Genomic DNA, 14,555 nt, shown 5'->3' with positions numbered 1-14,555 from the left:
ATCAAACAGGTCGAACAATATATTGGATAGAAACATTAGCCAGCTATATGATTTTTTCATTGCCTGCCTGGCCGTGCCCTCCGAGGTCTGATGTGAAAACCGCCGCCGCCCCTCTTGCCCATGAAGTTCCGCCTGCCGCGACGGACGATGTCATCGCCGAGCTGCATGAGATCTACATCGAAAAAGGCACGCCGATGTTCATGCGCACGGTGCTCGCGCTGTTCAGCGGTGGCTTCGCGACCTTCGCTTTGCTGTATTGCGTGCAGCCGATGATGCCGCTGCTGTCTCACGAGTATTCGATCAACGCCGCGCAGAGCAGCCTGATTCTGTCGGTGGCGACCGGCATGCTGGCCTTCGGTCTGCTGATCACCGGACCGATCTCCGACCGCGTCGGGCGCAAACCGGTGATGGTCGCCGCGCTGTTCGCTGCCGCGCTGTGCACCATCGCCAGTTCGATGATGCCGAGCTGGCACGGTGTGCTGATCATGCGTGCGCTGATCGGGCTGTCGTTGAGTGGTCTGGCGGCGGTGGCGATGACGTATCTGAGCGAGGAAATCCATCCACAGCACATCGGTCTGGCGATGGGCCTGTACATCGGCGGCAACGCGATTGGCGGGATGAGCGGGCGGTTGATCACCGGGGTGTTGATCGATTTTGTCAGCTGGCACACGGCGATGCTGGTGATTGGCGGTCTGGCGCTGGTCGCAGCGACGGTGTTCTGGAAGATCCTGCCGGAGTCGCGCAACTTCCGCTCACGCTCGCTGCACCCACGCAGCCTGCTTGATGGCTTCACCATGCACTTTCGCGACGCCGGCCTGCCGCTGCTGTTTCTTGAAGCGTTCGTGCTGATGGGCGCCTTCGTCACCCTGTTCAACTACATCGGCTATCGTCTGCTCGCCGCGCCGTACAACCTCGATCAGGTGTTCGTCGGTTTGCTATCGGTGGTGTACCTGTCGGGCATCTACAGCTCGGCGAAGATCGGTTCGCTGGCGGACAAACTGGGGCGGCGCAAAGTGCTGTGGGCAACCATCGCGCTGATGTTCGCCGGCCTTGCGCTCACCATGTTTACGCCGCTGTTGCTGGTGATCGTCGGCATGCTGATCTTCACCTTCGGCTTCTTCGGCGCGCACTCGGTGGCGAGCAGCTGGATCGGCCGGCGGGCGCTGAAGGCCAAGGGCCAGGCGTCGTCGTTGTACCTGTTCAGCTATTACGCCGGGTCGAGTATTGCCGGCACGGCAGGCGGGGTGTTCTGGCATATGGGCGGCTGGAACGGGATTGGGTTGTTCATTGGTGCGCTGTTGCTGGTGGCGCTGCTGGTGGCGTTGAAACTGGCGAAGTTGCCGCCGTTGCAGGGTGTCAAAGCCTGATACAAAACCCTGTAGGAGTGAGCCTGCTCGCGATAGCGGTGTGTCAGCCAACACATCGGGCGACTGACTTACCGCTATCGCGAGCAGGCTCACTCCTACAATTGATCCGCGTCCGACGTTAAATTGTGGAAACAAAAACGCCCGGCATTGGCCGGGCGTTTTCTATTGCGCGTCGATCACTCGTGGTACTGCGCCGACAACTCATGCACCGCGCGCAGGAACGCGCCGGCATGCTCCGGATCGACCTCAGGGGTGATGCCGTGGCCGAGGTTGAACACGTGGCCGCTGCCCTTGCCGTAGCTGGCCAGAATGCGCCCGACTTCGGTGCGGATCGCTTCCGGTTTGGCGTAGAGCACGGTCGGGTCCATGTTGCCTTGCAGCGCGACCTTGTCACCGACACGGGCGCGGGCGTTGCCGATGTCGCAGGTCCAGTCCAGGCCCAGTGCGTCGGCGCCGGCCTCGGCGATGCTTTCCAGCCACAGGCCACCGTTCTTGGTGAACAGGATCACCGGCACCTTGCGCCCGTCGTGCTCGCGGATCAGACCACTGACGATTTTCTTCATGTACGCCAGGGAGAATTCCTGATACGCCGCCGCCGACAGGTTGCCGCCCCAGGTATCGAAGATCTGCACCGCTTGCGCACCGGCCTGGATCTGGCCGTTGAGGTACGAGGTCACCGACTGCGCCAGTTTATCCAGCAGCAGGTGCATGGCCTGCGGGTTGTCGTAGAGCATCGCCTTGGTCTTGCGGAAGTCTTTCGACGAGCCGCCTTCAACCATGTAAGTGGCGAGGGTCCACGGGCTGCCGGAGAAGCCGATCAGCGGCACACGGCCATTCAGCTCGCGGCGGATGGTGCTGACCGCGTCCATCACGTAGCCGAGGTCTTTGTGTGGATCAGGAATCGGCAACGCTTCGATGTCGGCCAGGGTGCTGACGACTTTCTTGAAGCGCGGACCTTCACCGGTCTCGAAGTACAGGCCCTGGCCCATGGCATCGGGGATGGTGAGAATGTCGGAGAACAGGATCGCCGCGTCCAGTTGCGGGTAGCGGTCGAGCGGTTGCAACGTGACTTCGCAAGCGAATTCCGGATTCATGCACAGGCTCATGAAATCACCGGCCTGGGCACGGCTGGCGCGGTATTCAGGCAGGTAGCGGCCGGCCTGGCGCATCATCCACACCGGGGTGACGTCTACAGGTTGCTTGAGCAGGGCGCGGAGGAAACGGTCGTTCTTCAGGGCAGTCATGTCGGCATCCGGAAAAAAAGTGCGGGCATTTTCTCAGAGCGCGACGCAAAAGGCACGGATGCAGGTCAGCCTTTTGTCTATCGGGTCAATTTATTGCGTTGGAATGCTGATTTTGCAACACCGCTAAACACTGTGGGAGCTGGCTTGCCAGCGATGCGAACACCTCGGTGTGCCAGATTAACCGAGGTGATGCTATCGCTGGCAAGCCAGCTCCCACAGGTATTGCATTGCAGTCAGCTAGACGGGTTTAAACACCCAGGTAATCAAGGATCCCTTCGGCGGCATTGCGCCCTTCGAAGATCGCCGTCACCACCAGGTCGGACCCGCGCACCATGTCGCCACCGGCGAAGATTTTCGGGTTGCTGGTCTGGTGCTTGTACTGACCTTGCTCAGGCGCGACGACGCGGCCCTGGCTGTCGGTCTGGATTTCGAACTGTTCGAACCACGGCGCCGGGCTTGGACGGAAACCGAACGCGATGACCACGGCGTCGGCCGGGATGATCTCTTCGGAGCCCGGGATCGGCTCGGGGCTGCGGCGGCCACGGGCGTCCGGTTCGCCGAGACGGGTCTCGACCACCTTCACGCCTTCGACCTTGTCTTCACCAACGATCGCGATCGGCTGGCGGTTGTAGAGGAATTTCACGCCTTCTTCCTTGGCGTTCTTCACCTCTTTGCGCGAGCCAGGCATGTTCGCTTCGTCACGACGATAGGCGCAGGTCACCGACTTGGCGCCCTGACGAATCGAGGTGCGGTTGCAGTCCATCGCCGTGTCTCCGCCGCCGAGTACCACGACCTTCTTGCCTTTCATGTCGACGAAATCTTCCGGCGACTTTTCAAAGCCCAGGTTGCGGTTGACGTTGGCGATCAGGAAGTCCAGCGCGTCATAGACGCCCGGCAGATCCTCACCGGCAAAACCGCCCTTCATGTAGGTGTAGGTGCCCATGCCCATGAATACCGCATCGTATTCGGCGAGCAGTTGCTCCATGGTCACGTCCTTGCCGACCTCGGTGTTGAGGCGGAACTCGATGCCCATGCCGGTGAAGACTTCGCGACGATTGCTCAGCACGGTCTTCTCAAGCTTGAACTCGGGAATGCCGAAGGTCAGCAGACCGCCGATTTCCGGGTTCTTGTCGAACACCACCGGGGTCACGCCGCCACGCACCAGCACGTCGGCACAACCCAGCCCCGCCGGGCCGGCACCGATGATCGCGACGCGCTTGCCGGTCGGTTTGACCTTGGACATGTCCGGGCGCCAGCCCATGGCGAACGCGGTGTCGGTGATGTACTTCTCGACCGAACCGATGGTCACCGCGCCGAAGCCGTCGTTGAGGGTGCAGGCACCCTCGCACAGACGATCCTGCGGGCACACCCGGCCGCAGACTTCCGGCAGGGTGTTGGTCTGGTGCGACAGCTCGGCGGCCTGGAGGATGTTGCCCTCGGCCACCAGCTTCAGCCAGTTGGGAATGAAGTTGTGCACCGGACACTTCCATTCGCAATACGGGTTGCCGCAACCCAGGCAGCGGTGGGCCTGATCGGCCGACTGCTGGGGTTTGAACGGTTCGTAAATCTCGACGAACTCTTTCTTGCGTTGACGCAACAGTTTCTTCTTCGGATCCTTGCGCCCGACATCGATGAACTGGAAGTCGTTATTCAGACGTTCAGCCATTGTTAAAACCTCATCAAACTCTTCAGGCGCATATCACTGCGGGTTGGCACGAGTGCTGGAAAGCAACGATTTCAGGTTGGCAGCCTTAGGCTTGACCAGCCAGAAACGACGCAGGTAGTCATCAAGGTTTTCGGCGAGTTCACGACCCCACTCGCTTTCGGTTTCCTTGACGTACTCGTTCAGCACGTTCTGCAGGTGGCTGCGGTAGGCTTCCATCGCCTCGCCGCTGATCCGCTGGATTTCCACCAGTTCGTGGTTGACCCGGTCAACGAAGGTGTTGTCCTGATCGAGCACGTAGGCGAAACCGCCGGTCATGCCAGAGCCGAAGTTGTAACCGGTCTTGCCCAGGACGCAGACGAAACCACCGGTCATGTACTCGCAGCAGTGATCGCCAGTGCCTTCCACAACGGTGTGGGCACCGGAGTTGCGCACAGCGAAACGCTCGCCCGCGGTGCCAGCGGCGAACAGCTTGCCGCCGGTGGCGCCGTACAGGCAGGTGTTGCCGATGATGGCGCTGTTTTGAGTCTGATAGACGCTGCCCTTCGGCGGCACGATGACCAGTTTGCCGCCGGTCATGCCCTTGCCGACGTAGTCGTTGGCGTCGCCTTCCAGGTACATGTTCAGACCGCCGGCGTTCCACACGCCGAAGCTCTGACCGGCCGTGCCTTTGAAGCGGAAGGTGATCGGCGCATTCGCCATGCCCTGATTGCCGTGCTTGCGTGCGATTTCGCCGGAGATCCGCGCGCCGATCGAACGGTCGCAGTTGCAGATGTCCAGTTCGAACTCGGCACCGCTGAGGTCGTTGATCGCCGAGGTCGCCATGTCGACCATTTTTTCGGCCAGCAGGCCCTGGTCGAACGGCGGGTTGCGCTCAACGCCGCAGAATTGCGGTTTGTCCGCCGGGATGTGATCGCTGCCCAGCAGCGGGGTCAGATCCAGGTGGTGTTGCTTGGCGGTCTGGCCTTCGAGGACTTCCAGCAGATCGGTGCGGCCGATCAGCTCTTCGAGGGAGCGCACGCCGAGCTTGGCCAGCCACTCACGGGTTTCTTCGGCGACGTAGGTGAAGAAGTTCACCACCATGTCGACAGTGCCGATGTAGTGATCCTTGCGCAGCTTCTCGTTCTGCGTCGCAACGCCGGTGGCGCAGTTGTTCAGGTGGCAGATGCGCAGGTATTTGCAGCCCAGGGCAATCATTGGCGCTGTACCGAAGCCGAAGCTTTCGGCGCCGAGGATCGCCGCCTTGATCACGTCGAGGCCGGTTTTCAGGCCGCCGTCGGTCTGCACCCGGACTTTGCCGCGCAGGTCGTTGCCGCGCAGGGTCTGGTGGGTTTCAGCGAGGCCAAGTTCCCATGGCGCGCCCGCGTATTTGATCGAGGTCAGCGGCGAAGCGCCGGTGCCGCCGTCGTAACCGGAGATGGTGATCAAGTCCGCATAGGCCTTGGCCACACCGGCGGCGATGGTGCCGACGCCCGCTTCCGCGACCAGTTTCACCGAAACCAGCGCCTTCGGGTTGACCTGTTTCAGGTCGAAGATCAGTTGCGACAAGTCTTCGATCGAGTAGATGTCGTGGTGCGGCGGTGGCGAAATCAGGGTCACGCCCGGCACTGCGTAACGCAGCTTGGCGATCAGCCCGTTGACCTTACCGCCCGGCAGTTGCCCGCCCTCGCCCGGCTTGGCGCCCTGAGCGACTTTGATCTGCAGCACTTCGGCGTTGACCAGGTATTCCGGGGTGACGCCGAAACGACCGGTCGCGACCTGCTTGATTTTCGAGCTCTTGATGGTGCCGTAACGTGCTGGATCCTCACCACCTTCGCCGGAGTTGGAACGCGCACCGAGGCGGTTCATGGCTTCGGCCAGGGCTTCGTGGGCTTCCGGCGACAGGGCGCCCAGCGAGATACCGGCGGAGTCGAAGCGCTTGAGCACCGATTCCAGCGGTTCGACTTCACTGATGTCCAGCGGCGTGTCGAGGGTCTTGACCTTGAACAGGTCGCGAATCATCGACACCGGGCGGTTATCCACCAGCGAGGTGTATTCCTTGAACTTGGCATAGTCGCCCTGCTGCACGGCGGCTTGCAGGGTATTGACCACGTCCGGGTTGTAAGCGTGATATTCGCCGCCGTGGACGAACTTCAGCAGACCGCCCTGCTGGATCGGCTTGCGCGGACTCCAGGCTTCGGTAGCGAGGGCTTTCTGCTCGGCTTCGATGTCGACGAAACGCGCACCCTTGATACGGCTCGGCACACCACGGAAGCTCAGTTCGCACACTTCTTCGGACAGGCCGATGGCTTCGAACAGTTGCGCACCACGGTACGAGGCGATGGTCGAGATGCCCATCTTCGACAGGATCTTCAGCAGACCTTTGGTGATGCCCTTGCGGTAGTTCTTGAACACCTCGTAGAGGTCGCCCAGCACTTCACCGGTACGGATCAGGTCGCCCAGCACTTCGTAGGCCAGGAACGGATAGACCGCCGAGGCGCCAAAACCGATCAGCACCGCAAAGTGGTGCGGATCGCGGGCGGTGGCGGTTTCCACGAGGATGTTGGAATCGCAGCGCAGGCCTTTCTCGGTCAGGCGATGGTGCACCGCGCCGGTGGCCAGCGAAGCGTGGATCGGCAGTTTGCCCGGCGCGATATGACGGTCGCTCAGAACGATCTGGGTACGACCGGCACGCACGGCTTCTTCAGCCTGATCGGCAACGTTGCGGATCGCCGCTTCGAGGCCGACGCTTTCGTCGTAGTTGAGGTCGATGATCTGCCGCTCGAAACCCGGGCGGTCGAGGTTCATCAGCGAGCGCCACTTGGCCGGCGAGATCACTGGCGAGCTGAGGATCACGCGCGAGGCGTGCTCCGGCGATTCCTGGAAGATGTTGCGCTCGGCACCGAGGCAGATTTCCAGCGACATCACGATCGCTTCACGCAGCGGGTCGATCGGCGGGTTGGTGACCTGGGCGAACTGCTGGCGGAAATAGTCGTACGGCGTGCGCACGCGCTGCGACAGCACGGCCATCGGCGTGTCGTCGCCCATCGAACCGACGGCTTCGTAGCCTTGTTCGCCAAGCGGACGCAGCACCTGATCACGCTCTTCGAACGTGACCTGGTACATCTTCATGTACTGCTTGAGCTGATCGACGTCGTAGAACGCCGAACCGTGGTCGTTGTCTTCCATGGTCGCCTGGATGCGCAGGGCGTTCTTGCGCAGCCATTGCTTGTACGGATGACGGGATTTCAGACGGTTGTCGATTGCGTCGGTGTCGAGGATCTGCCCGGTTTCGGTGTCCACGGCGAGAATCTGGCCCGGGCCGACACGGCCCTTGGCGATCACGTCCTGCGGCTGGTAGTTCCAGACGCCGATTTCCGACGCAACGGTGATGAAGCCGTTGGTGGTGGTGACCCAGCGCGCCGGACGCAGACCGTTACGGTCGAGCAGGCACACCGCGTAGCGACCATCGGTCATGACCACGCCGGCCGGGCCGTCCCACGGCTCCATGTGCATCGAGTTGTACTCGTAGAACGCGCGCAGATCCGGGTCCATGGTTTCGACGTTCTGCCACGCTGGCGGAATGATCATCCGCACGCCACGGAACAGGTCGATGCCACCGGTGACCATCAGTTCGAGCATGTTGTCCATGCTCGAAGAGTCGGAACCGACACGGTTGACCAGCGGGCCGAGCTCTTCCAGATCCATCAGATCGTTGCTGAACTTGGTCCGACGGGCCTGCGCCCAGTTACGGTTACCGGTAATGGTGTTGATCTCGCCGTTGTGGGCGAGGAAGCGGAACGGCTGAGCCAGCGGCCATTTCGGCAGGGTGTTGGTGGAGAAGCGCTGGTGGAACACGCAGATCGCGGTTTGCAGGCGCTGGTCACCGAGGTCCGGATAGAACGCGGCCAGGTCGGCCGGCATCATCAGGCCTTTATAGATGATGGTCTTGTGCGAAAAGCTGCAGATGTAGTGGTCGGTGTCGGCGGCGTTGGCCACCGACGAACGACGCCGGGCGCTGAACAGCTTGACCGCCATGTCCTGATCGCTCAGGCCTTCACCGCCGATGTACACCTGCTCGATCTGCGGCAGGCGCTCGAGGGCCAAACGGCCGAGGACGCTGGTGTCGATCGGCACTTTGCGCCAGCCGATCAGTTGCAGGCCTTCAGCGAGGATCTCGCGGTTCATGTTCTCGCGAGCGGCTTCGGCTTTGGCCGGATCCTGGTTGAAGAAGACCATGCCCACGGCATATTGCTTGGGCAGCTCGACGCTGAAGGCTTCCTTGGCAATCGCACGCAGGAACGCGTCAGGCTTTTGAATCAGCAGACCGCAACCGTCACCGGTCTTGCCGTCGGCATTAATCCCACCGCGGTGGGTCATGCAGGTCAGGGCCTCGATGGCCGTTTGCAATAGGGTATGACTGGGCTCGCCCTGCATATGGGCTATCAGGCCGAAACCGCAGTTATCCTTGAATTCATCTGGTTGGTACAGACCTGCTTTCATAGACACTTTCTCACCAGGCTGCCTCTTTTCGAGGCAAATTTCTTTTCAATTCAACCACTTGCTGACCGCGCCGAACGTACGCCGGCTTTGCGGGGGCAAAAGGGTGGTCATTGTACACAGCGACACAGACGCTCACAAATTTGACGACGAAATGTCGCAAATTTATGTCGCATTTGTGAAAGGTTTAAAGCGATATGCTGTGCTAGTCAAAACTTTTTTAATTCTGACCGCAACGACTCAAAGACTACTGTGACGCAGACACCACAAGGCACGCGACCTGGAAGGAAGCGCGCACTCGTAGAAATTTTGAGGTGCTTGGAGAGGCGGCCTGGGTAAGGCCGCCGAATCTTCAGCGAGTTGTTGCCAGTTCCTGTTGGACGCTGGCGACAGTGCGAGGCCAAGGTTTACCAGCCTGAACCTTCGCTGGCAAGGCCTTGATGGCAGAAACGGCTGCATCACGATTGGCGAAGTTGCCGTAGGTGATCACGTAAAGCGGCTTGCCGTTGAGGACTTTCTTGAAATAACGGTACTCGCCGCCCTGCTCCTTGACGAAGTTCTGTGCGGTCGCTTCGGAGCTGGTACCGAGGATCTGCACCACATAGTTGCTGGTCGGCTGACCGGCGTACCAGCTGCCACCGGCGGCTTTGGCGACGGTAACCGGCTTCTCGGCCGGTTTGGCGGCTGCAACTGGCTTGGCCGGGGCAGGAGCCGGTTTGGCCGCTGGCGCTGCCGGAGCAGGCTTGGCGGTGGCGACCTGAGTCGGAGCCGGGGTCGGCTTGGCGGCGGGCACCGGAACCGGGGTTGGCGCCGGACCGGCCGGAACACCTGCCGGTGGTGCGGAAGTGGTGACGGTCGGCGGCGTCGCGCTGGAGCCTTCAACCGGCACGCCGTCGTCACCTTCAGTGATGCCGCCAGCGGCTTCAGCCAACGGGCCGCGCATCACCGGTTGCGAGTTGCCGACCAGCGGCAGCGGCATCGGCTGGGTATTGCCGGCGAACTCGACGTTCGGCGCGCCACCCTTGGCGCCCTGGCCCAACGGCAGTTGTGCCTGTTCGTTGGCGGGAGCGCCAGTGGTTGGCGCCTTGTTGCGACCCGGCATCAGCCAGGCGGCGGCGACCGCGACCACAACGACGGCGGATATCGCCAATACGTGTTTCTTCGGCATGTTGAACCCCATACTTGGACGCTTGACCGCAGAGCGGCTGGCAATCATGACTTCGATCAGTGCATCGCGAGCGACCTGGTTGATGTTGCCAGGCCAACCCTCGGCGCTTTCGTGAATCTCAGAGATCTGATCCGCGGTGAAAAGTTCGACACCCCGGCCCGCACCTTCCAGCCGTTGGTCGAGATATTCGCGGGTCTCTTCCTCGGTGTACGGCTGCAGTTCGATGACGTGGAAGCGCTCTTCCTCGAGGTGCAAGGCCTCCAGTTGCGCGATCAGCGACGACTCACCGAACAGGAACACGTGCGGACGACCTTCCGGCGCACCGGCGCCCAGCGCCATCAGCGCCTCGAGGGCGGATTCGTCGAGCTGCTCGGCATCATCCACCAGCAGATAGACTTCCTGCCCGGTCAGTGCCAGCTGCACCACTTGCGCCAGAATCGCGCCGACTTCCGCCTGCGCCACGTCCAGCGCCTGCGCCACCTGACGCAGCACGCCAGCGGCATCGCCGGCGCCACGGGCCGACACGACAACGCTTTGCACCGATTGCTTGTTGGTGCTGGCCACCAGCGCCTGACGCAGCAAGGTCTTGCCGCTGCCCTGCGGGCCGGTGACCACCAGCAGCAACTGGCTGTAACGCGCCAGGTGATGCAGTTGCCCCAGCACCGGTTTGCGCTGGGCCGGGAAGAATTTGAAGCCCGGCACCCGCGGCGCGAAAGGGTCGTGACTTAACTGGAAATGGCCGAGGAACGCCTCGTCGGCATGCAAACTAGTCATCGGAATCTTATTAACCTTTAAGCTGAGCCAGAGCGCGGTAATCCGCTCCCAGCGTGGCCTGTAGAACCTCTTTCGGATAATCGGCGGTCACCACCGCTTCGCCCATCCGGCGCAGCAGCACCAGGCGCAGACGACCGTCGATCACTTTTTTATCAATTGCCATATGTTCGAGAAAATCGGCTTCGGTCATTTCTTCCGGCGGAATCACCGGCAGACCGGCACGCTGGAACAGACGAATGCCGCGATCACGCTCCTGCTCGCTGATCCAGCCCAGACGCGCGGACATTTCCAGCGCCATCACGGTGCCAGCGGCGACCGCCTCACCATGCAACCAGACACCATAGCCCATGTGGGTCTCGATGGCGTGGCCGAAGGTGTGGCCCAGGTTAAGCGTGGCGCGCACGCCGGTTTCCTTCTCATCGGCGCCGACCACGGCAGCCTTGGCTGCGCAGGAGCGCTCGATGGCGTAGGTCAGGGCTTTCTGGTCCAGCGCACGCAGGGCGTCGACGTTGTCTTCGAGCCAGGTCAGGAACGGCTCGTCGCAAATCAGACCGTACTTGATGACTTCGGCCAGACCGGCGGACAGTTCGCGCTCCGGCAGGGTTTTCAGGGACGCGGTATCGATCAGCACGACGTTCGGCTGATAGAACGCGCCGACCATGTTCTTGCCCAGCGGATGGTTAATGCCGGTCTTGCCGCCCACCGACGAATCGACCTGGGACAGCAGCGTGGTAGGTATCTGGATGAAATCGACGCCGCGCTGGTAGCAGGCGGCGGCAAAACCGGCCATGTCACCAATGACCCCGCCGCCGAGGGCGATGATCGTGGTGCGGCGGTCGTGACGGGCCGTTAGCAGGCCGTCGAAGATCAGTTGCAGGGTTTCCCAGTTCTTGAACGCTTCGCCGTCCGGCAGCACCACCGAGATGACCGAGAACTGCGCAAGGCTTTGGGTCAGACGTTCGAGATAGAGCGGCGCCACGGTCTCGTTGGAGATGATTGCCACTTGCCGCCCATGAATATGCGGTGCCAGCAGCTCAGGCTGATCCAACAAACCTTCGCCAATATGAATCGGGTAGCTGCGCTCGCCTAGATCGACCTTGAGTGTCTGCATGTGTCCCCACAGTGAAGATGGAAGCAGGCGTCCTGCCCTGAATTATTGGTTGTCTGCGGCCTATAGCGGGTATGACGCCGCTCGCACGCCATCCGCCACAACCTCGACGGCTGTGACAGGACGCCGAGGATAGCGCATTTCCGGCGGCGCTTTAACGGGGTGGCAGCTGTGCCAGACGGTCGAGAATGTCGAGCACCACCATGCGCGGTGGCCGTTCGTCGGTTTCCACCACCAGATCGGCGATCTCCCGATAGAGCGGATCGCGGATCTCGAGCAGGTCTCGCAGGGTTTTCGCCGGATCGGCGGTGCGCAGCAAAGGCCGATTGCGATCGCGCGACGTGCGGCCGACCTGCTGCTCGACGGAGGCGTGCAGATACACCACCCGCCCGCCCTCGTGCAGGGCCTTGCGGTTGGCATCGCGCATCACCGCGCCACCGCCGGTCGCCAGCACCACACCGTCGAACGCGCACAGCTCGGCGATCATCGCCTGCTCACGGTCACGAAAGCCGGGCTCGCCTTCCTTGTCGAAGATCCACGGGATATTGGCGCCCGTGCGCAGTTCAATTTCCTTGTCGGAATCTTTGAACGGCAGGCGCAGCTCTTTGGCCAGCAACCGGCCGATGGTGCTTTTGCCAGCGCCCATCGGTCCTACAAGAATCAAATTTCGCACAGAATCAACGACTCACAGCAATCGCCTGGTTATTCATGATACGCGGAGTGAGAAATACCAGCAGCTCGGATTTTTTCTCCGAAACCACATCACGCCGGAAAAGGCGGCCAAGATACGGCACATCGCCAAGAAATGGCACCTTATCTACAACCTTGCTTTGAGTATTTGAGAAAACACCGCCAATCACGATGGTCTCGCCGTCGTTCACCAGCACCTTGGCGTTGACCTCGTTCTTCTTGATTGGCGGCACATCCTGCACCTTGTTCAGGTAGTCCGGTTCATCCTTGGTGACCTTGACCTCCATGATGATGCGGTTATCGGGGGTGATCTGCGGCGTCACTTCCAGCGACAGCGAAGCCTCCTTGAACGACACCGACGTCGCACCGCTGGAACTGGCTTCCTGATACGGAATCTCGGTGCCCTTGAGGATCTTCGCCGTCTCCTTGTCGGAGGTGACGACTTTCGGCTGGGAGACGATTTCGCCGTTGCCGGTTTTCTCCATGGCAGTCAGCTCAAGATCGAGCAGCACGTTGTCGGTGATGAAGGCGATGCCGATCCCGGACGTGTTACCGACCGTGCCCATGTCGACGAACGGCGAGTTGGTGCTGGTACTGCCCGGCGTGCCAATGGTGGTCGACGAGCCATTGCTGACCCCCGAGGTGTTCCAGTTGCCCTTGTTCTGGATCGAGCCGCCCCAGCGCACGCCCAGACTCTTGTCGTAATCGACGTTGGCCTCGACGATCCGCGCCTCGATCATCACCTGGCGCACCGGAATATCCAGTTGCGCCACGATCCGCCGCAGTTCGTCGAGGCGATCCTGGGTCTGGTAGGCAATGATGTTGTTGGTGCGCTCATCGACGGTAATCGAGCCACGCTCGTCGATTTTCGCCTCGGCGCTGGTCACCGACTGGAACAGCTTGGCGATGTCCGCGGCCTTGGCGTAATTCACTTGCAACAGCTCGCGGCGCAGCGGTGCCAGTTCGGCGATCTGTTTTTGCGACTCCAGTTCCTGGCGTTCACGGGCAGCGATTTCGTCGGCCGGCGCCACCAGCAGCACATTGCCGATCTTGCGCTTGTCCAGGCCTTTGGTTTTCAGCACCAGGTCCAGCGCCTGATCCCACGGCACGTTTTGCAAACGCAGGGTGATCCCGCCCTGCACCGTATCGCTGGCCACCAGATTGAGGTTGGTGAAGTCGGCGATCAGTTGCAGCACCGAACGCACGTCGATGTCCTGGAAATTCAGCGAAAGCTTTTCACCGCTGTAGCTGTTGCGGTCAGCGTTGCGCTTTTGCAGGTCATCGACGGTCATCGGGCGAATGCTGACGGTCAGCTTGTTGTCGGTCTGGTAGGTGGAATAGTCGAACGTGCCACTGGGTTCGACGGTGATGACCGCACGATCACCGGTGGCGGCAGCGTTGACGAACTGCACCGGGGTGGCGAAATCCTTGACGTCGAGGCGTACCCGCAGCCTGTCGGGCAACTGCGTGCGAGCAAAACTGAGGATGATCTTGCCGTCATGTTCCTGGATGTCCGGGGCGATGGTCGGGTCCGACAGGTCGATGACGACGTTGCCCTCCCCCGCGGTGCCACGCTGGAAGTCGACGCCACGAATGGTTTTGGCAACGGGGGTATAAGCCTTTGCCGGCGCCGCGACCGGTCGCGGCGCAACAGCGGCTGGCCGTGGCGCAGCAGGCTTGGCGCCCTGCCCGACCACCACGAACAGATTGTTGCCCTCTACCCGTGAGGTGTAGGGCGTCAGTTGCGTCAGGTTGATAATCAGGCGCGTGCGGTCGTTAGCCTCGACTACCGTGGCGGTTCGCGCGTTGCCGCTGCCCAGATCACGGGTCTTGCTTGCCAGTTGGCTGGCGACACCCGGCAGATCGAGAGCGATTCGCGCCGGCGAATCAGTGGTGTAGCCCTTGGGTTGCGGTGGCGGACCGTCGAACGACAGCTTCAACTCGATGCGGTCACCCGGTAACGCCGCGACATCCAGCGTCTTGAGGCTGGCCGCCTGAACCATCGGTGAAAGCAGCGCTATCCATAGCGAAAAACCGAGGCTAAAGAAAATCCTGTTCATTG

8 protein-coding genes are annotated in these 14,555 nt (G+C 61.5%); 1 reads left to right on the top strand and 7 read right to left on the bottom strand.

From position 1 onward, the window contains the following. Positions 1–92: 92 nt before the first annotated feature. Positions 93–1,367 (top strand): MFS transporter, encoded by a 1,275-nt coding sequence (locus ACU680_RS12155; protein WP_367082689.1) that lies wholly within the window; start codon positions 93–95, stop codon positions 1,365–1,367. 176 nt (positions 1,368–1,543) lie between these two features. Here the strand turns inward: ACU680_RS12155 and hemE are convergent, their stop codons facing one another. The 7 genes from hemE to ACU680_RS12120 form a co-directional block, all read right to left on the bottom strand. After that, complete coding sequence (gene hemE / locus ACU680_RS12150) at positions 1,544–2,611, bottom strand: uroporphyrinogen decarboxylase (protein ID WP_007968321.1); 1,068 nt, start codon at positions 2,609–2,611, stop codon at positions 1,544–1,546. A 247-nt stretch (positions 2,612–2,858) separates the two neighbouring features. Continuing rightward, complete coding sequence (locus tag ACU680_RS12145) at positions 2,859–4,277, bottom strand: FAD-dependent oxidoreductase (protein ID WP_007909438.1); 1,419 nt, start codon at positions 4,275–4,277, stop codon at positions 2,859–2,861. 33 nt (positions 4,278–4,310) lie between these two features. After that, positions 4,311–8,756, bottom strand: coding sequence for a glutamate synthase large subunit (gltB, locus tag ACU680_RS12140; protein WP_448179547.1), 4,446 nt, complete (start codon positions 8,754–8,756; stop codon positions 4,311–4,313). Between the two features lie 349 nt (positions 8,757–9,105). After that, positions 9,106–10,695, bottom strand: coding sequence for an AAA family ATPase (locus tag ACU680_RS12135; protein WP_329698937.1), 1,590 nt, complete (start codon positions 10,693–10,695; stop codon positions 9,106–9,108). A 10-nt stretch (positions 10,696–10,705) separates the two neighbouring features. Further along, positions 10,706–11,806 (bottom strand): 3-dehydroquinate synthase, encoded by a 1,101-nt coding sequence (gene aroB / locus ACU680_RS12130; protein ID WP_108590286.1) that lies wholly within the window; start codon positions 11,804–11,806, stop codon positions 10,706–10,708. A gap of 151 nt (positions 11,807–11,957) precedes the next feature. Further along, positions 11,958–12,476, bottom strand: a complete 519-nt coding sequence (aroK, locus tag ACU680_RS12125; RefSeq protein WP_024011270.1) for a shikimate kinase AroK — start codon at positions 12,474–12,476, stop codon at positions 11,958–11,960. 4 nt (positions 12,477–12,480) lie between these two features. Beyond that, positions 12,481–14,553, bottom strand: coding sequence for a type IV pilus secretin PilQ (locus tag ACU680_RS12120; RefSeq protein WP_367082683.1), 2,073 nt, complete (start codon positions 14,551–14,553; stop codon positions 12,481–12,483). Positions 14,554–14,555: the final 2 nt, after the last annotated feature.

This window comes from Pseudomonas sp. LF020 (genome assembly GCF_053456425.1).
Note: the sequence above shows the minus strand (reverse complement) of the source record. Positions and strands in the feature narration are given on the sequence as shown.